The 20,153-nt window shown below is 74.0% G+C and carries 15 protein-coding genes; 9 read left to right on the forward strand and 6 right to left on the reverse strand.

Annotation, left to right across the window (positions count from 1 at the left end; all coding sequences use genetic code 11):
* Positions 1–416 precede the first annotated feature (416 nt).
* The 5 genes from OG776_RS41420 to OG776_RS41440 all read left to right on the forward strand — a co-directional run bounded on the left by OG776_RS41420 (position 417) and on the right by OG776_RS41440 (position 7,324).
* On the forward strand, positions 417–1,544 hold the full coding sequence (locus tag OG776_RS41420; protein WP_329318094.1) for an aminotransferase class V-fold PLP-dependent enzyme: 1,128 nt from the start codon (positions 417–419) through the stop codon (positions 1,542–1,544).
* An 87-nt stretch (positions 1,545–1,631) separates the two neighbouring features.
* Entirely contained in the window at positions 1,632–2,639 is a 1,008-nt protein-coding gene (locus OG776_RS41425; protein WP_148014629.1) for a LysR family transcriptional regulator, read from the forward strand.
* Positions 2,640–3,024: 385 nt separating this feature from the next.
* The gene (locus OG776_RS41430) at positions 3,025–4,299 is read left to right on the forward strand and encodes a serine hydrolase domain-containing protein (protein ID WP_329318090.1); all 1,275 of its coding nucleotides are present in this window, start codon (positions 3,025–3,027) and stop codon (positions 4,297–4,299) included.
* A 136-nt stretch (positions 4,300–4,435) separates the two neighbouring features.
* Positions 4,436–5,323 carry a DMT family transporter gene (locus tag OG776_RS41435; RefSeq protein ID WP_329323619.1) on the forward strand — a complete coding sequence of 296 codons (888 nt, stop codon included), beginning with the start codon at positions 4,436–4,438 and terminating at the stop codon, positions 5,321–5,323.
* Positions 5,324–5,434: 111 nt separating this feature from the next.
* Positions 5,435–7,324 carry a glycoside hydrolase family 15 protein gene (locus tag OG776_RS41440; protein WP_443077155.1) on the forward strand — a complete coding sequence of 630 codons (1,890 nt, stop codon included), beginning with the start codon at positions 5,435–5,437 and terminating at the stop codon, positions 7,322–7,324.
* A gap of 84 nt (positions 7,325–7,408) precedes the next feature.
* On the opposite strand, the gene OG776_RS41445 is transcribed toward OG776_RS41440, so the two are convergent.
* Positions 7,409–8,149 (reverse strand): TetR/AcrR family transcriptional regulator, encoded by a 741-nt coding sequence (locus tag OG776_RS41445; protein WP_329318088.1) that lies wholly within the window; start codon positions 8,147–8,149, stop codon positions 7,409–7,411.
* A 96-nt stretch (positions 8,150–8,245) separates the two neighbouring features.
* Here OG776_RS41445 and OG776_RS41450 point away from each other — a divergent pair, with 96 nt between their 5' ends.
* Both OG776_RS41450 and OG776_RS41455 read left to right on the forward strand, forming a co-directional pair.
* Entirely contained in the window at positions 8,246–9,688 is a 1,443-nt protein-coding gene (locus tag OG776_RS41450; RefSeq protein ID WP_261995029.1) for a DHA2 family efflux MFS transporter permease subunit, read from the forward strand.
* A gap of 355 nt (positions 9,689–10,043) precedes the next feature.
* Complete coding sequence (locus OG776_RS41455; protein ID WP_329318085.1) at positions 10,044–10,580, forward strand: hypothetical protein; 537 nt, start codon at positions 10,044–10,046, stop codon at positions 10,578–10,580.
* Positions 10,581–10,605: 25 nt separating this feature from the next.
* Here the strand turns inward: OG776_RS41455 and OG776_RS41460 are convergent, their stop codons facing one another.
* The gene (locus OG776_RS41460; protein ID WP_329318083.1) at positions 10,606–11,430 is read right to left on the reverse strand and encodes a maleylpyruvate isomerase family mycothiol-dependent enzyme; all 825 of its coding nucleotides are present in this window, start codon (positions 11,428–11,430) and stop codon (positions 10,606–10,608) included.
* A 148-nt stretch (positions 11,431–11,578) separates the two neighbouring features.
* Complete coding sequence (locus OG776_RS41465; RefSeq protein ID WP_148014256.1) at positions 11,579–12,064, reverse strand: hypothetical protein; 486 nt, start codon at positions 12,062–12,064, stop codon at positions 11,579–11,581.
* A gap of 252 nt (positions 12,065–12,316) precedes the next feature.
* Here OG776_RS41465 and OG776_RS41470 point away from each other — a divergent pair, with 252 nt between their 5' ends.
* Entirely contained in the window at positions 12,317–12,844 is a 528-nt protein-coding gene (locus OG776_RS41470; protein WP_329323618.1) for a DUF5990 family protein, read from the forward strand.
* A 135-nt stretch (positions 12,845–12,979) separates the two neighbouring features.
* On the opposite strand, the gene OG776_RS41475 is transcribed toward OG776_RS41470, so the two are convergent.
* Together OG776_RS41475 and OG776_RS41480 are read right to left on the reverse strand one after the other, a co-directional pair.
* Positions 12,980–13,765 carry a hypothetical protein gene (locus OG776_RS41475; protein ID WP_329318081.1) on the reverse strand — a complete coding sequence of 262 codons (786 nt, stop codon included), beginning with the start codon at positions 13,763–13,765 and terminating at the stop codon, positions 12,980–12,982.
* Between the two features lie 486 nt (positions 13,766–14,251).
* Positions 14,252–15,664, reverse strand: a complete 1,413-nt coding sequence (locus OG776_RS41480; protein WP_443077342.1) for a methylmalonyl-CoA mutase family protein — start codon at positions 15,662–15,664, stop codon at positions 14,252–14,254.
* Between the two features lie 90 nt (positions 15,665–15,754).
* Here OG776_RS41480 and OG776_RS41485 point away from each other — a divergent pair, with 90 nt between their 5' ends.
* Positions 15,755–18,385, forward strand: coding sequence for a helix-turn-helix transcriptional regulator (locus OG776_RS41485; protein ID WP_329318079.1), 2,631 nt, complete (start codon positions 15,755–15,757; stop codon positions 18,383–18,385).
* 699 nt (positions 18,386–19,084) lie between these two features.
* On the opposite strand, the gene OG776_RS41490 is transcribed toward OG776_RS41485, so the two are convergent.
* Complete coding sequence (locus tag OG776_RS41490; RefSeq protein WP_148014252.1) at positions 19,085–19,789, reverse strand: helix-turn-helix transcriptional regulator; 705 nt, start codon at positions 19,787–19,789, stop codon at positions 19,085–19,087.
* Between the last annotated feature and the right edge of the window lie 364 nt (positions 19,790–20,153).

The following is a 20,153-nucleotide window of genomic DNA, read 5'->3' on the forward strand; positions in this document are numbered from 1 at the left end:
CGCCTGGCAAAGTTTGTCAACAGGGCCTCTTCGAAGCCCGATCCGCGCTGTTCCGAAGGGGGTGGGCGGCGCCTCCGCGGCCCGTTCGCTAGAGCGTCGCCGGAGCCGGTGTTGCCACCGCACCCTCGCGCTAGGCAACATATTGCCAAGCACGTTGGCAATGCTTGGTCGTGACGGGTCGTGCACAGCGGCCCCCGCGCCCTGGCGGCCGATGGCCCCGACAGCGGGGGGAGGCCCCGGAAATGAACGCGACGCCGTCATCGACGGATCAGGATGAGAAGGACCGACAGGACGACCGGAGCGGCCCGGGCGGCCCGGGCGGCGCGGGTGGCCCGGGCGGCGCGGGTGGCCCGGGCGGCGCGGGTGGCCGGACGGTCCACCTGGACACCGCGGGCTGGGGCCGTATGCCGGCCGCCGTGCGCGAGCTCGTCGTCGACTGCGCGGCCCGTGAGGACCGTCATGGACCGCACGAACTCGAGGAACACCTCGAACACGTCCTGCGTACCGCGGTCCACGACCGTCTCGGCGCCCTGCTCGGTGTCCCGGCGGCCGACACCGCCGTGGTCACGGACGCGGCCACCGCCTTCGACGCGCTGGTCCGCGGCCTGGGTCCCGGCCGTGGCGACCGGATCTGGACGACCCCCTACGAGGGGGTGGCCAACCTGACGGCCCTGTACGCCCTGCGCGACCGCACGCGCTGCCGGCTGGAGGTCGTACCGCTGCGCGAGGACGGCGACCTGGACCTGGACTGGATGGCCCGCAACATCGACGACGACGTCGCCCTCGTCTCGGTCGTCCACGTCCCCTCCGGCCGCGGCATCGTCAACCCGGTCGAAGCCGTGGGGCGGATCCTCGCCCCGTACCGGTGCCTGTACGCCGTCGACGCCTCCTACTCGGCCGGCCAGCTCCCCGTGGACGCCGCCCGTATCGGATGCCATCTGCTGACCGGCGACGGCTGGAGGTTCCTGCGCGGCCCCCACGACGTCGGATTCGCCTACCTGGCAGCCTCGTTGAGGGAGACGTTCGAGGAGAGCCTCGCCCACCGTCCGCCGCCGCAGAACGCGGCCGTCGCGGGCCTCGAAGCCGCCCTGGCCCACCACGCGGCCGCCCTCACCGGGCCCCCGGGACCCGGCGGGCTGCGCCTGCTGCCCGCGCTGCGCGCCGCGGTCGAGGAGACCCCCGGCACCGAACTGATCACACCCGGCCGGGTCCAGTCCGGCATCCTCGCCTTCCGCCACCGGGAACTGCCCGCCGCACTGGTCCGCAGACAACTCGCGGCCCGCGGCGTCCTCCTGTGGAAGACCGTCGCCCAGGAGATCCCGCTCCTGGACCACCCCGCGGGCACCTCCCTGCGCGCGTCCCTGCACCGCGGCACCACCCCCGACGACATCACCCGCTTCGGCCACGCCCTGCGGGCCGTCGTCCGCGAGGAACGCCCGCACCCCGCTGCTCCCCGCCCGGCCGCCCGCACCGGCACCCCCGCCGGGAAGGCCGCTCCCCGCCCCGCCGCCCGCCGCCATCTGACCCTGTGCCCCGCGCCCTGACCCCGCGACGCCCGTGCGGGGACCGGGGCGGCCCGCGCCGCGGGACCGTCGCGTGAGGGTCCGGGCCCGGTTGGTGAGAATGGGGGCGTGCGTCATGACATCAACCCCAGACTGCTGCGTGCCTTCGTGGCCGTCGCCGAGGAGCTGCACTTCACCCGCGCCGCCGCCCGGCTGTTCGTCGCGCAGCAGGCGCTCAGCCGGGACATCCGGCAGCTGGAACGGGTGTGGGGCAGGGCCCTGTTCGAGCGGGACACCCGGCATGTGGCCCTGACCCGTGAGGGGCACCGGCTGCTGCCCGTCGTGCGGCACGTGCTGGCCGCCCAGGAACAGCTGGGCCGGGAACTGGAACATGCCCCGCCCGAGGAGGACGTCCGCCCGCTGATCGTCGACGTCGCGCTGCACGGCGCCACCGGCCCGCGCGTGCTGGCGGCGGCCCGGGAGGCCGCCCCCGGCGTGGAGTTCGTCCCCCGGTTCCACAGCGGCCTGACGCGGGCGGCGGCCGAGATGGCGGCCGGCCGGCTCGACGTCTCCTTCGGCCGTGTCGCCGGGCTGCCGAGGGCGGTCCGGGCCGGCCTGGAACACCGGCTGATCCGCTACGACCGGCTGGCGGTGCACCTGCCCCCCGGCCACCGGCTGGCCGCCCTGCCCCGGGTGCCGCTGGCCGCGCTCGCCGGGGAGACCGTGTACGCGGCCGCGGGCAACGAGGACACCACCGAGTGGACGGACTACGCGCGCGCCCTGTTCGCGGGCCGCGGCATCGACCTGGCACCGCCCTTCCCGAAGATCGAGGGCGAGGCCGAGTTCCGGCGGGTCATGCGCAAGCGGGGCTGGTCGGTCCTGGCCAACGTCGACTTCTCGGACGTGCCGGAGATGGCCCTGCGTCCGCTGACCGACCCGGTGCCTCTTTCGCCCGTCTCCCTGGTCTGGCGCCGCGGTCTTCGTCACCCGGGGGTGCGGGCGCTGGCCGAGGCCGCGCGGATACTCGGCGCGGCCGAGGACTGGCTCGAACAGCCGCCGGGCTCCTGGCTCCCCGACGCCGACCGCACCCTCGCCGCACCACCCGCGCGGGCACCCGCACCCGGCGTACGGACCTGAGCCCCGCCCCGCGGCCGGCCCCCACCAGGGCTTGCCCGGAGCGTCGGATCAGTCTCCGAGCCCGTCCTCGAAACCTTTCCCCGCCCGGTCCGCGGCTCCTCCCTGACCCGGTCCGCGGCCCGCGCCGTCGATGCCACCGCCCGACAGGCGACGGCATCCCGCCCCTCCTATCCTTGAGGAGGACGGGGCCCAGGGTCCCGTGTCCCGCGCGAGCGCCGCGGACCCCGCGGCCCGGCGCGCGGCCTCGCGCCCGGCCCCCCCCCGGCACGGGCGACGGGGGCGGACACGTGACACGCCCCGTACACGGCGTCCGCCCGACCCGGACGCCCCGCGGCCGTGCCCGCGACGCCCGCGGGCCCGGTCCTCACGCGCCTGGAGCCGGCCCATGACCCACTCGTGCACCCGACTGCGCAGAGGAGCCGTCACCGCCACGGCGGTGGGAGCGCTCATGACCGCGGCCGCGGGCGGCGCCCCCGCCGCCACCGCGCACGCGGCCGGCCCCGCCGTCACGACCGCTGCCGCCGCGAAGGTCCCCGGGTCCCCGTCACCGTCCGGCCCGGCGACGGGCGACGTACGCACGCTCACCCCCGCCGTGACCCGTCAACTCGACGCGACCGTACGGAAGGTCATGGACGACGCCGGTATACCCGGGGTGACCGTGGGGCTGTGGACGCACGGTCAGGGCACCTACGTACGGTCGTTCGGTGTCGCCGACCGCAGCGACGGGCGCGGGATGGCGCCGGACCTGTACATGCGGATCGGCAGCGAGACCAAGACCTTCACCGTGACGGCACTGCTCAAACTGGTCGACGAGGGCAAGGTGGGGCTGGACGACCCGATCGGCAGATACGTCGACGGCGTGCCCGGCGGGAACAGGATCACCCTGCGGGAGCTCGCCGGGATGCGCAGCGGCCTGTTCAACTACACCGAGGACCCGGACTTCTTCAGGACCTTCCTGTCCCACCCCCAACGATCCTTCACCCCACGGGAGTTGCTCGGCTACGCCTTCAGGCACCCGCCGCTGGCGCCGCCCGGCGGGGAGTTCTCCTACTGCAACACCAACCTCATCCTGCTCGGACTGGTCCTGGAGAAGGCGACCGGCGTGCCCGCCGGGGACTACATCCGCGAGAACGTCCTCGCCCCGGCGGGCATGGACCACACGTTCTTCCCGTCCGACGCGGCCTTCCCCGCCCCGCACGCCCAGGGCTACACCGACCAGACCGCGAGCGGCGAGATCGAGGAGACCGCCGGCTGGAACCCCTCCTGGGCCTGGACGGCCGGCGCGATGATCTCGAACCTGGACGACCTGCACATCTGGGCCCGTACCGTCGCCACGGGCGTCCTGCCCGACGGTACGGAGCTGATCAGCCCCGCCCTCCAGAAGCAGCGGCTGACCACACCCCCCACCACGATCCCGGGCGCCGGCTACGGCCTGGGCATCTTCGACGTGCAGGGCTGGATCGGCCACAACGGCTCCCTGCCGGGCTACGAGTCGCTGACCGTCTACCTGCCCTCGGCCCAGGCCACCCTGGTCGTGCTCGTGAACACCGACATCAGCCACGACGGCACCGAGCCCAGCACCCTCCTCGGCGAAGTGGTCACGAAGATCGTCTCACCCGGACACGTCTTCGACCTCCCCGCGCAGCCCGCCGCCCGCTGACGGCGCCCCACGGGTCCGACACCCCGGGCCGGGCCGGTCGGGGGGCGGGCGCCGGGGCCGCGCGGGAGCATGGGCATGAACCGGCCCACGCGCCGGGACCCGGGTACGGGAGACGAGGAGGGACAGGCCGGTGGGCATGGTGGTCTCCGTCGTCTTCGCCCTGCTGGCCGCCGCCAGCAACGCGACCGCCACCGTCCTCCAGCGCCGTGCCGCACAGGACGTCCCCCTCTCCGAAGGCTTCCGCGCCCGGCTCTTCGTCGACCTGCTGCGCCGGCCGGCCTGGCTCGGCGGCATGGCCGCGGTCATGGCGGCGGCCTGCTTCCAGGCACTGGCACTGGTCAACGGCGCCCTCGCCGTCGTACAGCCGATCTTCGTCCTGGAGCTTCCCTTCGCCCTGCTGATCGGCGGCCTGGTGCTGCGCCGGCGGGTGACCCGGCGCGGCTGGACGGCGGTGGCGTGCATCGCCGCCGGGCTGGGCGTCGCCCTGGGCGCGGCGGCCCCCTCGCCCGGCACCGACCAGCCCTCCGCGGGCGGCTGGGCGATGGCCGTCGCCGGCTGCGTCGGCGTCATGGCGGTCGCCGTCCGGATCGCGCTGCGCTGGCCCGCCGGACGGGCCCGCGCGGCCTGCTTCGGCAGCGCCGCGGCCATCGGCTACGCGCTCACCGCGGCCCTGATCAAGGACGCCACCCACGCCTGGCAGACCGGCGGAGTCACCGGCTTCTTCCTCGCCTGGCAGACCTACGCCTTCGCCGCCGCCGGGGTCTGCGCGCTGTTCCTGCTGCAGAACGCCGTCCAGTCCGGCCCCCTGGTCGCCTCCCAGCCCGCCCTCACCCTCGGCGACGCGCTGGTCAGCCTCACCCTGGGCGTCACCCTGTACGCGGAGCAGATCCGCACCGGCTGGTGGCTGGTCCCCGAGATCGCCGGGGCCGGCCTGATCCTGTACGGGGCGGTCCTGCTGGCCCGCATCCCCCTCGCCCAGACCCTGGTCGCCGTACCTCCGGCCCACCGCCGCGGCCGGACCTGATCCGCCCCGCCGTCCCGGGGTCCCGCTTCCTCCCCAAGCCCCGGCCCCGGGGACTCGCTAGCCTGGAGGGGCACAGGGGGGTGGCCAGGCCGACAGCCCGAGGAGGCTGACGTGGCTGAAGCGACGACCGACACCGGAGCGGCGAAGGGGCCGCGCCGCGGTCCCGGTGCCCCCGGCCCCCGCGGCACCCCCACCCCCCGCTATCTGCCGATCGCCGAACACGGCCTGATCGGCGACCTGCGCAGCGCGGCCCTGGTCGGCACTAACGGCACCATCGACTGGTACTGCTGCGCACGCTTCGACGCGCCCAGCGTCTTCGCCTCGATCCTCGACGCGGACCGCGGCGGGTGCTTCGAACTGGCCGCGGACGTCCCCACCCGCACGAAGCAGTTCTACTTCCCCGACACCAATGTGCTCATCACCCGCTTCTTCGCGGAGGACGGGGTCGGTGAGATCCAGGACTTCATGCCGGTCGTCGACGACTCGCGCGAGGCCGACCGGCACCGGCTGATCCGCCGGGTGGTGTGCGTACGCGGAACACTGCCCTTCCGCGCGCGCGTCGCCCCCCGCTTCGAGTACGGCAGCGTGCCGCACACCGTGCACGCCTACGACGGCCAGGCGGTCTTCGAGTCGGCCTCCCTCCACCTCGCGCTGACCTCCACGGTGCCCTTCGAGGTCGCGGGCCCCGACGTGTGGTCCCTGTTCAAACTTCACGAGGGCGAGGCCGCCGTCTTCACCATCGACCGGATCGGCGGCGACGTGGGCCCCCGGTTCTGCGCCGTGGCCGAGGCGGAGCGCGAGTTCAACGCGACCGTGCGCTACTGGCGGCACTGGTTGTCCCAGTCGCGCTACCGCGGCCGCTGGCGGGAGATGGTGCACCGCTCCGCCCTGACCCTGAAACTGCTCACCTACGCCCCGACCGGCGCCATCATCGCCGCGCCGACCACCAGCCTGCCCGAGCAGATCGGCGGCGAACGCAACTGGGACTACCGCTACGTGTGGGTCCGCGACGCCGCGTTCTGCGTCTACGCGCTGCTCAGGCTCGGGTTCATCGACGAGGCCGAGTCCTTCATGGGCTTCCTCACCGAGAACGTCGGCCTCGAATCGGTGCGGGCCTCCCAGGCCGAGGGCCCCCTGCAGATCATGTACGGCATCGACGGCCGCCTCGACCTGTCCGAACGTGAACTGCCCCACCTGGAGGGCTACCGCGGATCGGCCCCCGTACGCGTCGGCAACGCCGCCGTCGGCCAGTTGCAACTGGACATCTACGGGGCACTGCTCGACTCGTTCTACCTCTACGACAAGTGGGGCAAGCCCATCTCCAGCGGGCACTGGGACAGCATCTGCGAACTCGTGGACTGGGTGTGCGACCACTGGGACCAGCCCGACGAGGGGGTGTGGGAGACCCGCGGCGGACGCAAACCGTTCCTGTACTCGCGGCTGATGTGCTGGGTGGCGATCGAACGGGCGATGCGGCTGGCCCAGCACCGCGGCCTGCCCAGCGACATGGTGCGCTGGGGCAGGGCGCGGGACGCGATCTACCGGCGGATCATGAGCCACGGCTGGTCCGCCGAACGTCACGCCTTCGTCCAGTACGAGAACAGCTCCATCCTCGACGCGTCGCTGCTGATGATGCCGCTGGCGAAGTTCATCTCCCCGACCGACCCGAAGTGGCTCGCCACCTTGGACGCGCTGGGCGAGGACCTGGTGTCCGACTCGCTGGTCTACCGCTACGACCCCCAGGCCAGCCCCGACGGCCTCCAGGGCGAGGAGGGCACGTTCTCGATCTGCTCGTTCTGGTACGTCGAGGCGCTCACCCGCGCGGGCCGGCTGGACGAGGCCCGGCTCGCGTTCGAGAAGATGCTCACCTACGCCAACCACCTCGGCCTGTACGCGGAGGAGATCGGCCACACGGGCGAACAGCAGGGGAACTTCCCCCAGGCGTTCACCCACCTCGCCCTGATCAGCGCGGCCTTCAACCTCGACCGCAGACTCGGCTAGCAGCCGGTCCCCTCTCCCGGCCCTCTCCCGGTCCGCCGCCACGACCGCCACGCCCTTGGGCCGGGGCGCGGGCCGGGCGGGATCTCAGCGTGCGCCCGGCAGCCCGTCGATCATCAGGCCGATGGTGAAGTCGAAGCGGTCGTGCACGCTCCCGGCGGTGAGCTCGGCGGCGTAGCGCTTGGTCCGCGGGAAGGTGTCGTCCGGCAGGGCGGCGAACCGGCGCAGCAGTTCGTCGCGGCTGACGACCCACTCGTCGTCGCCGCGCCCCAGCCGGCTGTTCACCAGGGAGACCTCCAGGCTGTAGGCGTTGACGTACAGCGACAGCGAGTCGAGCGCCCAGGCCGCGACCTGCGGGGCGATGCCCCCGGCGAGCAGGAGGGCGAGCATGCCCTCGGCGACCCGCAGCGTCTCCAGATGGGAGGGGGCCGCCGCGATGGCCGCCCGGGAGATGCCCGGGAAGCGCAGGTACTGGTCGCGCAGCTGGGTGCAGACATCGGTGAGCTGCTGCCGCCACAGCGCGGGGTCCGGCTCGGGCAGCTCGATCTCGGCGCACAGCCGGCCGATGAGCAGCTCGTCCAGGTCCTCCTTGTTGACCACGTGGGCGTAGAGCGAGGACGGTCCCGTCTCCAGCGCGGTGGCCACCCGCCGCATCGTCAGGGCGTCGTACCCCTCCGCCTCCACGATGGCGAACGCGGTGCTGATGATGGCGTCGACCGTGATCGGCTTCTTGCGCCCGCCGGACGGTCCGCGCCGGGCCGCGGGTGCGCTCGAACCGGTGCCGAGCTGGTGCCGCGCCGCGCGCCGCTGTTCCGGGGTCGGTGACATACGGGCAGTCTAACCACAATCGGCGAACAGTGTTCCACGCAACTCCGAACAGTGTTCGTATTGTTCAGAACGGCGATCTAATGTAGAACGGTGTTCGTGTCCATCGACCAGCGCTCCTCCCAAGCGCCTCCCACCAGCACACCGCCGTCGCGGACCGCGTGGCTCGTCCTGACCGTCGTGGTCATGGCCGACGTCATGGATCTGATCGACTCCAGCATCGCGAGCCTCGCCGGCCCGTCCATCCACGCCGACCTCGGCGGCGGCCAGGTCACCGTCCAGTGGGTGGTGAGCGCCTACACCGCCGCCTTCGCGCTCGGTCTCGTCACCTCGGGACGGCTCGGGGACCTGCTCGGGCGGCGCCGGCTCTTCCTGCTCGGCATGGCCGGCTTCACCCTGACCTCACTGGCCTGCGGTCTCGCCCCCGACCCGCTCTTCCTGATAGTCGCCCGCACCCTGCAGGGCCTGTGCGGGTCGGTGATGATCCCGCAGGGCCTGGCCCTGGTGAAGGTCGTCTTCCCGCCCCAGCACCTGCGCAGGGCGCTGACCCCGGTCGGCCCGCTGATGGGTCTGACCATGGTCGGCGGGCCCGTCCTGGCGGGCTGGCTGCTCCACCTGGACCTCTTCGGCAGCCAGTGGCGCTCCATCTTCCTGATCAACGTGCCGCTCGGTGTCGTGGCCGGCGCCCTCGCCCGGCGGGTCCTGCCGCACCACGGCGGCGAGGACCCCACCGCCCGCCTCGACCTCACCGGCGTCGGCCTGCTCACCGCGGCCTCGGCCCTGCTGATCGTCCCGCTCATCCAGGGACGCGACCTCGGCTGGCCCGTCTGGACCTACGTCATGACGGCCGCCTCCGTCGTCCTGCTCGCCCTGTTCGTTCTCTCCCAGCGGCGCAGCCGCCACCCTGTCATCGCGCCCTCGCTGTTCCGCAGGCGCAGCTTCGTCGTCGGCCTGGTGATCGTGGCCGGGTTCTACGCGTCACTGAGCGCGTTCGTCCTCGTCATCAACCTGCTGCTGCAGCAGGGCCTGCACTGGACGCCGCTGCACACCGGCCTGACCCTGATCCCCTGGGCCCTCGGCACGGCCGTCGCCGTCCTGCTCGCGGGCGCCGTGCTCACCGAGAAGCTGGGACGCGCGACCCTGCACCTGGGGCTGGCCGTCGCCGTCGTGGGCCTGCTGGCCCTGTGCTGGTCCCTCGACCGCTTCGGGACCGGCATCACCGTCTGGAAGCTGGCGCCCGCGCTGCTGTGCACCGGTTTCGGCTCCGGCCTGGTGTTCGTCCCGCTGGTCGACTTCATCATCGGCGACGCCACCGCCGAGGAGGTCGGCACCGGCGCGGGCCTGCTCAACGCCGTCCAGCAGTTCGCCGGCGCCCTCGGCGTCGCCGCCCTCGGCACGGTCTTCTTCGCCCGGGCCGGGCACCCGTCCCCGTCCTCCTGCCTCGCCGCCGCCGAACTCGTCCTCGCCGTCGCCGCGGGCCTGAACCTCCTGACACTGCTGCTGGTGGGCCTGCTGCCCAGGCGCGCCCAACAGGCCCATTGAGCCCCATCCTGACCCAGGGCCGCCCACGCCCCTGACTCCGGGGCGCCCCATCCTGCTTCCGCGCGCCCGCTCCTGCCCCGGGCGGCGCCCCTCGCGTCCGGGTCCGGGGGGGCAGCCCCCGGGCGGCGACCGTCACGCTCGGCGCCGGGCAGGGGGCAGCCCCGGGCGGCGGACCGTCCCGGACCGTGCCCGGGGCGCGGCGGGCAACCTCACACCCCGGTCTGTGACCCACGTCCTGTCGCCGTCGCGACGGCGGCCCTTACGTTTGACCGCCACGCGCCTGCTCCTCCGGTGCGCGAGCGCCCGTGACCTGGCCGGGCACGGCCACGGCGGGTACCTGCGAAGGACGGTCACCATGCCCAGCGAACTCTCACCCGTCATCAGCGCCTCCGCGCGCTGGCTGCTGTCGGCGTTCCCGCCGGCGGCCGGCTCGCTGAACCATGCCCTGGCCGAGGCCCAGGCGCAGCACGCGGTCACCATCGCCGCCGCGCTGCGCTACCCCACCCCGCTGGACGCCGAACTGCTCGGCCTGCTCGGCCCCGGCGGTTCGGGCCGCCTGGACTACGTGACCGGCGCCGACGCGCCCCCGCCGGCCGGAGCCGACCACCTCTGGCGCACCTGGGTCGACGAGACCGTCGTCAGCTGGGCGGCCTGCCTGCTGGCCGACGCCGATCTCGCCGCCGTCGCGACGGCCTGCCTGGCCGCCACCCACCACGGCACCCGCGGCATCGGCAGCGCACGCCGTCTCACCGTGCCCAGCCCCCGCGACCACCGGGCGGCACCCCTGCTGCGGCACCCGGACCTCCTGGACCCGATCGCCGACCTGCACCGCGGGACCCTGCTCGGCCTGCTGGTCACCACTCCCGCGGCCGGCGCGCCCGGCCCGAGGTAGACCGTCCCGGCCGCACCCGCCGCGGTCAGGGCGCCTTGAACAGGCCGGGGAAGCGGGGCGCGAGCCAGGGCCTGCGGCCCCAGACGGTGATGCCGCCCCGCCCCAGGGCGTTCCACTGGCCCCGCCGGCCGAGCGCCATCAGCAGGAAGGTGACCGGTTCGGTCAGGATGGTGCAGTCCGGCCGGGCCGGCGGCCGCGGGTCGACCCGCACGGCACCGTCGGCCACCGTCACCCCGAACCGGCCGCCGCCCCGCAGCCGGATCGTGTAGCGCGCGCTCAGCCCGGCGGCCCGGGCCGGGTCGGTCACCCGCGGCATGGCCGTGAGCAGGAACGGCACGGTCAGTCCGACCCGGGCACGGTCGATCATGTGCGGCCGGCCCAGCGCGCGGGCCAGGTCGTACCCGTGGCCCAGCATGTGGGTCAGCAGATAGGAGCCCAGCACGTCGGCGGTCATCGGGCCCAGCGGAGTGAGGAGCGTTCCCCGCGCGGCGGCACCCGTGTCCCACGCCTTCAGGTACGCCTCGGCCTGTGTCTCGATCATCTCGGCCAGCGGCTGTGCCCGGCGCTCGCCGAACGCGGCGAGTGCCCGCTCGTTGGCCGCGGCCAGGCTCTGCGGTGTCCCGTCCCCGTAAGCGCGCGGCTGTCCCGCCGCGAGCTGGGCCATCAGTTCGTTGGCCTGTGCCAGATGCGCGGCCGCCTCCCCGACGCTCCACCGCGACCCGGGTACCGCGCGCTCCATGTCCGCGTCCCGGCTCAGCAGCGCGGCGATCTCCCGGGCGGTTTCACGGACGGCCGCCTCCAGCCCCTCGGGCAGAGCGCCCCGTACGTCCTGCCCGGCCACCGATTCCACGCCTCGCCCACCCCAGATCCCGTGTCCCACACCGGACACAGGACGGCCCGGTGGTCCGGCGGGCGGGATGCCTGCCGGACGACCGGGGTACAGAAGACCAGGTGAAGCGGCCCGCGACAACCCCTCCCGGGCGCGGCCACCGCCGCCGTCAGTTCGACAAGGGGTAGGTGGCCGTCTGTCCGTATCCGGCGGGCTCGGTGTCGGTGTACAGGAGCGTCAGCCGGGTGTAGTGCGTGGACTGGGGGTTGTTCTTCGAGGCTTGCGGGCGGTCGAGCCGCACGGTGACGGGGTAGTCACGGAAGGTTCCCGCGGCGCAGTACGGCTTGCAGTCGTTGACCATGTTGATGCCGGTGGCCACCGCGGAGTTGGCGCCCCAGCGCGACCACTGCAGCGAGGTGAGACGGCTGTTGCCGTCACCGCAGGCGAGCACGAAGTCGCCGGGCTCGACCTGCGGCTGCGAGAAGCAGTCGAGGACGACAGTCCGCGTCGGCACCTGGCGGGGCGCCGACTCCTGCGCGACGGTGTGCGCGGACCGCGGCGACGCCACGGGAGCGGCGTCCGCCGTTCCCATGACCGTGGCCAGCGATACCGCGGCACAGAACGTGACTGCCGCCCTGACGGTGAGTTTTCGCATGTCCGCTCCCGGCCGCGTTCTCCTTGGATTCACTGGCCCCCGCACTGGTCCGGCCGGTCCGCCGGGGCCCCGCCTGACGGCGGACGACGGCCGACTGCCTTCCCACACGGAGGTTGGCTCCTCCCACCGACGCTACGACCCCACCGGGAGATCCACCACTCGCACGGACCACCACCAGGCGTGGAACGGTTCGCCCCGCGCACCGGCCCCCGCCACGGCGCCGCGGGACACCCCGCGACGGCCACGGCGGGGATGATGGCCGGCATGCACATCCGTATCGACGCCGTCGACCTGCCGGGCCGCACCTGCCCGGCACCCGCAGACGCCGCGTTCCCCGCGTACCGCAACATCCATGTCGCCGTGCAACGCCGTGACCGGCCCGCCGAACTCCTCGACCCGCAGCCCGGTGACGCCCCGTCCGCGACCTGGACCCTGCCGTGCACGGCGACCGCCTCGCCGGCCGGCACCCATGTCCAAGGCCCCTACGTCCAGGACCGCCTGGGCCGCCGGTTCGTCTACCTGTCGTGGGGCACCGTCGACGAGCCGGGCGTCTTCACGATGTTCCGCCGCGCCAAGCTGATGCTCGACGCCGTACCCCCGGAGGTGCTCGCGGCCGCCGCGCGCGAAGGCCTCCTCGTCGGACGCCTCGGCCTCAGCGACGCGCACGGCCACCCCTTGTGCGCACGTGTCGAACCTCCGCACATCACCTGGACCGCCGGCCCCGCCCAACCCGCGGAAGAAGAGCGGCACATGAGGGCCCCGGGCGCCACGACCGGGTGACGGCGCCGCCGCGGCGGCACCGGAGGCAGCGGCCCGCTCATGACATGGGTGTCGACGGGTCCGGGCCCGGCGCGGGCAGGACGATGCCGACCGGCGCGGACCGGCCGCGCGGGCAGGGCTGCGCATGCCTTCGTGTCAGTCGGTGGCCGGGGTCTTCTGCTCCGCGGCGGGCTGCTTCGCGGAGCCGTCGACCGCACCGGTCCCGGCCGCCGTGTAGTACACCGACGTGCCCTGCTTGCTGCGCTGGGCGCGGCCCTTGGCGACCAGCCCCTCCACCGTGGTGCGCACGACCGTGGCCTTGATGCCGCGCTCGGGGTGGGACTCGGAGAGCGTGGTGGTGATCTCCGCGGCGGACCGCGGCTCGGACTGCCGGCTCAGGTGGTCGTGGATGAGCTCGACCAGGGTGGGCTTGCCCGCGGCTTCCGGCGCCTTCGCGGCGGCCTTCGGTGTCGCGGCCTTGGCCGGGGTGGCCTTGGACGAGGCGGCCTTCACCGGGGTCGCCTTGGACGAAGCCGCCTTGGCCGGGGCGTCCTTGACCGGGGTGGCCTTGGCCGAGACGGTCTTGGCCGGGGCGGTCTTGGTGGACGCCGCCTTGGCGGGGGCGGCCTTGGCCGGTGCGGCCTGCTGCTTGGCGGGCTTGGCCTTGGACTTGGGCCCGGCGGTGGTCTGCCGCGGCACCGAGGGCACCGCCGCGGCGGGCCCGGCCGCCTTCTCCCCGGCGCCGGGCGCGTCGTCACCCAGGGTCCGCTGCAGGTTGACCAGCAGGGCCTGGTCGCGCCGCAGCGCCTCCAACAGCTCCTGCAAAGACGTCACCTCGGCGCTGATACGTTCCTGTTCCTTGGTGTTGCGCTCGAGGTCCGCGGTGAGCTGGGCCGAGTACTGCGACTGAAGTCCGGTGGTCTCCGAGTGGACTTGGGCCATGACAGTTCCTTCTTTCCGTGATGTCTGAATCGGTCCTGAGGGCGGATGGTACCTGCATCATCTGGCCATGATCCTGTGCGTGTTCGGGCTCCCACGCACCGGCCGCCTTCCAAGGATGCCTGCTCGGGGCCCACATGACATCAAGGACGACCACATGTGAGTGGCACCACCGGCCCACATCGAAGGTGTCTCATTCCCCTCATCAGTACGAGACATCCCCCGCGGAACCAGCCCCGCGCGGACCATGGCCGATACCGGCCGCAGCGATGTGCGGCAGGCGGACACACCAATTCCCCTCCGTTCCGGGGCCGCTGAGATCGGCCACGTCGTAGGAGGCACAGTCCCAGACAACAGGGCACGACAACGGGGAGAACAGCGGAACTCACCCGAACGGCACCCCGCCCGTGGACCGGCCCGCCGAGGTCACCCGCCGCCGCGACCCACCACCGTCCCCGCCGCGACCCACCACCGTCCCGGCCGCGCCCGTCACACGGCGGACTGAAAACCGGCGCCCCACACCTGCCGCAGTGTGTCGCAGACCTCACCCACGGAGGCTCCGCACGCCAGCGCCCGCTTCATCGGGTGCAGGACGTTGTCACCGCCCTCCGCCGCCTTGCGCACCGCGATGAGCGCGTCGTCGACCCGGTCCGCGCACCGCCATGCGCGCAGTTTGGCCAGCCGCTCGGTCTGCCGCTGTTCGGCGACCGGGTCGAGCCGGACCGTCTCGTACGGCCCGTCCCCCTCGAGGCGGCGCCGGCCATGGTGGGCGACGCGCTCGATCTCGTCCTTCTGGAAGCCCTGGCCGAGGGCGGCGACCGCACCGCCCAGCTCCTCCACCCGCAGCATCAGTTCCAGCGCCGCGGCCTCCACGGCCTCGACGGTCCTCGCCCCGGCCCGGCCGCCCGCGATCGCGCGCACGCCGGGAGCGGGCCCGTACCCGAGTCCGCCGCCGAGCACCGCGGCCAGACCCCGCACGGCCCTGCGCACCGGCATGCGCGACGAGGGACCGCGCGCCCCGAACCGCTCACCCAGCACCCGCGACCAGAGGCGCCGGGCCGCACGCAGGACGGCGAGCTCCTCCAGGAGCGTGGCCCGCGCGCCGAAGAGGAACGACAGCCGCGGCGCGAAGTCGTCCACGTCCATCCCGTACGCGACCGCCGTCCGCACGTACTCGACACCCTCGGCGAGAGTGAAGGCGACCTCCTGGGCGGGCGTGGCTCCCGCCTCCGCCAGCGCGCGCCCCGAGACGGAGAGCGTGTGCCACCCGGGCAACTGCGCACGGCAGTAGGCGAAAAGGTCCCCGGCCAGCCGCAGTGAGGCCTCCGGCGGGAAGACATGCCGGTCCCGCACGGCGTACTCCGTCACCACGTCGTGGTGGAGTGTGCCGGTCAACCGGTCGGCGCGCAGGCCCTGTTCCTCGGCGACCAGCTGGTACAGCAGCAGGAGCACGGCGGCCGGCGCGCCGGCCGCCATCGACGTCGACACCCGCTCCAGGGGGACCCCGGTGAACAGCACCCGCATGTCGTCGAGGGAGTCGACCGCCACGCCCGCCCGGCCGACCTCCCCGCTCGCGAGCGGGGAGTCCGAGTCCAGCCCCAGCCGCGTGGGTACGTCGAAGACGACCGACAGCTCCGTCGTGCCGTGCGCGACCAGCCGCCGGAAGTAGGCGTTGGACTCACCCGCGCCACGCAGACCGGCGGACCGCTGCGTCGTCCAGGGGCAGACGGTGAACATCGATGTGCGTCCCTCCGAAAGGCCCGTCGTACCGCGGGAGCGCCGCGGGTCGTCATGGTGGGGGCAGCGGCTAAAGCCGGGGCAGGGCGCCCGCCACCGCGAGGACCTGCCGAAACCCGCCGACGGCGTGACAGGGACGGCATCCCGGTACTTCCTGCCGTGCAGTCACTGGCCATCGCGCGCCGGACTCGTGCGGGGCATATGCGTTCCTAGACTGCGGGAACGTGGAGGGAATGCGACCGGGAGGGCGGGCCCATGATGCTCCTGCACCGCGACGACGAACGCGCACGACTCGACAAGGCACTGCGCGCCTGCAGCGACGGCACCGCCCAGCTGGTGCTGGTGGAGGGGGCGCCCGGCTGCGGCAAGACACGGTTCCTGCAGTACGCCGCCGACCTCGCCGCCGGCCGCGGACTCACCGTGCTGCGCGCCGCCGCCGACCCCGGCGCCCGCCGCGAGGACCACGCCCTGCTGCGCCGCCTCGCCGCCTGCCTCACCGGGGACCTGCCCCGGACCCCGCCCGCACCGGACGAGACGGCGGCCGGCTTCGCCGCCCTGCTGCGTACCGCCTGCGCGAACGGCCCGGTCCTCCTGTGCGTCGACGACCTGCAACACGCCGACCGCGCCTCGCTCGCCGAACTGCTGCGCCTCACCCACACCCTGCACGAGGCGCCCCTGCTGACGGTGCTCGCCCAGTCCCCGTACCACCGCACGGACGGATTCGGCCTGCACACCGAACTCCTGCGCCACCAGGGCTTCGTCCGCATCCCGCTGGGCCGCCTGGACGCCGCGGGCACCGCCGAACTGGCCCGCTTCTGGGGCACCCCGGTACCCGACGACGCCATCACCTCCCTGCACGCGCTCAGCGGCGGCAACCCCCTGCTGATCCGCGCCCTGCTGGCCGAGACGGACACCCCCGCCGGCCGGCCCGGCTGGCCGGAGCCCGAACCCGGCGGCCCCTTCACCGAGGCGTTCGCGACCTGCGTGCAGCGCTGCGGCCCCGCCGCCCGCCGGCTGGCCGCCGCCCTCGCCGTGCTGGGCCCGCAGGCCGACGCGCAGCGCGCGGCCCGGCTCGCCCGGCTCGGCACCGACGCCGCCGCCCGCGCGGGCAACGCCCTGGACGCCGCCGGACTCGTCACCGGCGCCCGGCTGCGCCACCCCGCGGCCGAGTCCGCGGTCCTGGGCATGCTCTCCTCCGAACAACGCCGGTCGATGCACCGCAACGCCGCCCGCGTCCTGCACCACGCCCTGGCCGAACCCGTCCTGGTGGCAGGCCAGTTACTCGCCGCCGGCACCGCCACGCACACCTGGGAGATCCAGGCCCTGCGGGACGCGGCCCGCCAGGAGCCCTTCTCGCCCGCCGACCCGGACGGCGCACCGACCTTCCTGCGCCTGGCCCGCTCCGGCTGCCCCGACGAACCCACCCGCCTGCGCATCACCCTGCAACTCGCGGCGCACACCTGGCGCCTGCACCCGGCCGCGGCCCACCACCTCCTCGACGAACCGCAGACCGCCCTGCGCGCAGGACAGCTGTCCTGCGCCGACGCGGGATGGCTGGCCCGGCTGCTGGCGGCCCAGGGCCGCATCGAGGAGGCCGACGAGGTCCTGGCCCGGGCGGCCGGGGACGTCCGCCCGCCGCGCGACAGCGTGCCCAGCCGGCCCCACGCCCAGTGCCCGGTCACCCACGAACGCCCCACCGCACCGGTCACCCGCGCCGCCGCACTGTGGCTGAGCGTGGGCGCCCGCGAGGACGTACCGGCCGCCGAACGGCTGCTGAGCGACACCCCCCTGACCCCGGCCACCTACGAGTCCCTGGCGCGGGCCCTGCGCACCCTGGTCCAGCACCGGCCGCAGCGGGCCGTGACCTGGTGCGGCCGGCTCGGCGAGGAGATCTCCGCCCGCAACGCGCCCGGCTGGCAGGCCGCCTTCGCCACCGCGCACGCCGAGTCCTTGCTGCGGCTCGGCGACCTCGCCGGTGCCCGGCGGGAGGCGACAGGCGCCCTCGAACACCTCGCCGGCCGCGGCGGCCCCTTCCTCCTCGCCCCGCTCGCCCTGCTGGTTCAGGCCCTCACCGAGCAGGGCGAGTACGCCACGGCCGCCCTGCACCTGCACCCCACCCTGCCCGGCGAGCCGTACTCCACCGTGCACGCCCTCGCCTTCCTGCGCGCCCGCGGGCGCCACCACCTGGCCACCGGACGCCCCCAGGCGGCCCTGGAGGAGTTCCTGGAAGCGGGCCGCGCCGCCGGCCGCTGGGCGACCGACCAGCCCGAACTGCTGCCCTGGCGCACCGACGCGGCGGAGGCCCTGCTCCTGCTCGGGCGCCTCGGCGAGGCACAGGCCCTGGTCGCCGACCAGCTCGCCCTGCCCGCGGCCACCGGGGCGCGGGTGCGCGGGGTGACCCTGCGCCTCAGCGCGGCCACCGCCGAGCCCCGGCGCCGTGTCGAACTGCTGGGCAACGCGGTCGACGAACTCCGCGACTACGGGGACCGCCTCGAACTCGCCCGCGCCCTGGCCGACCTGGGCAGCGCGCTGCGGCTCAACGGCGAGGGGGCCCGGGCGGGGACGATCACCCGGCGGGCCTGGCAACTGGCGGGTGACTGCGGCGCGGTGCCGCTGCGCGAGCGGATACGGCCCGTCGACGGACCGGAGCGTGCCGAGCGTCCCGTCCGCAGCCGGGACGCCGCCCGGCTGAGCGGTTCGGAGGAACGGGTGGCCGCCCTCGCCGCCCAGGGGCACACCAACCGGGAGATCGCGGTCAAGCTCTTCGTCAGCCCCAGCACGGTCGAGCGCCACCTCACCTGCGTCTACCGCAAGCTCGGCATCTCCCGCCGCCAGGACCTGCCCTCGGACCTGCGCACCCGGACGTTCGAACAGGCCGGTCACTGAAGAGGCCCGCACGGGCCCGGTGACGGCACGGCCGCCGGGCACACGCATCCGCCCGCCGGACACACATCGACCGGGCACACGGCCTGCGGACACGTTGCCCGGGCACACGGCCTGCGGACACGTTGCCCGGGCACATGGCTCCCGGACACATGGCATCCGGGCACACATCGCGGGGGCGCACCCGACCGGCACCCATCCGCGGGCCGCACACTCACCGGGCCACACGGCCACACGGCCGCGGGTCACATGGCCGCAGGGTCACAGGCCAGCGGGCGGCACGCCGACGACCCGAACTCGCCTCCGGTGAAGCGCAGTTCGAGGTACCCGCGGCGGAACACCCGCGCACCCCGGAGGAGGAACCCGGGGCGGGACGGAACGGCCGTGCGGGAGCGGACATATGGGGGGCGGACACACGGGGACATGGGCACGGGGGGAGAGGACACAGGAGGAACGGACACAGGGGAGTGGACACCGTAGGAGAGCGGACCGGGCTCATCCTGGGGCAGGAGATCCTCGACGGTCCGCCGCACACCGTGGCCGCGTGTCCACCGCCTCCGGCACGGCACGGTACCGCCGCGGGGGTGCGATGTTCCCGGGTTCCTGGCCGGTGACGGCCAGGAACCCGGCGGGAGCATCCAGCTCATGGGGGGGGGCAGGCTGGACCAGGCGGTTCGGTCGCGCTACGGCTGTTCGGTCGGGCTACTTGATGAACTCCGGCGGCACACGCGGCGGCCAGTGTCCCACCGTCAGCATGCCCAGGGAGTGGGCGCGGGCGACGAGGGCGGCCCGGTTGGGAGCCTTGAGCTTCCGCAGCATGAGACCGACGTGGTACTCGACGCCCTGCCGGCTGAGGTAGAGGCGCGCGGCGAGCTGCACGGTGGAGGCTCCGGCGGCGACACCCTCCAGGACCTGCGCGTCCAGCTTGCTCAGCAGCCGCTCGGGGGAGTGGACGGCCGGCTCCTCGGCGGCCGCGCCCTCCTGGTCCGGGCGTACTTGGACAACGATGCCGGCGAGCCCGCCGGTGGTGTCGTGGACCGCGATTCCGGTGAGACCGGCGGAGAACACACGTCCCGAGTCACCGAGTCCGATCATCCGCTCGTCGAAGCGGTTGCACCGGCCTTCCGACAGGCGCGTGAAGTGCCGGTCGAGATAGGACGGGGAGCTCGGGTGGAGCAGTTCGTACAGGCTGCGGCCGCAGGTGTCGGCCGAGGTACGTCCGAACCGGCGGGAGAAGTCGGGCTCGGCCGCGACGATGCGCCGTTCGGGATTGAGGTGGGCGGTGTAGGTGCGCCGGCCGGCCGCGGACGCCGAACGGGCGGCGTAGGCGTACCGGTGTCCGGCCGCGGGGTGCGAGGTGGTCGACCGGTCGTTGGTGAGCTGGACATCCGTGATGCTAGTGGTCATGACGAGATACCGGCTTTCTGTATCCAAGTGCGGGACAGCGCATGCCTCGTTGCACGGCCGGCTTTCACACAACGCCGGGCGATCGCCGGGAATCCGTGCGCGGCGGTTGGGGCGTGGGGATCCCGTCCGCGCCGCCGCCGACGTGCTCGTGATCCCCTCGGCGTGCGGGCGGTCGTGCCGCGATCCCCGTGAGCTCCGCGATCTCCTCGATCGGCTGGATCTCTTCGTTTCCTCCTGAACGGGAAGTGACCTGTCCTACTGCACCACCGGCCGCTTGCGCCTGTGTTGTGTGCGGCATGGGGGATCTCTGTGGCAGCCCGGCGGGGGCCCGCCGGAGGCCGCGGAGGAGGGCTCGCGAGGCCGG

This window comes from Streptomyces sp. NBC_01689 (genome assembly GCF_036250675.1).
Classification (GTDB): Bacteria; Actinomycetota; Actinomycetes; order Streptomycetales; family Streptomycetaceae; genus Streptomyces.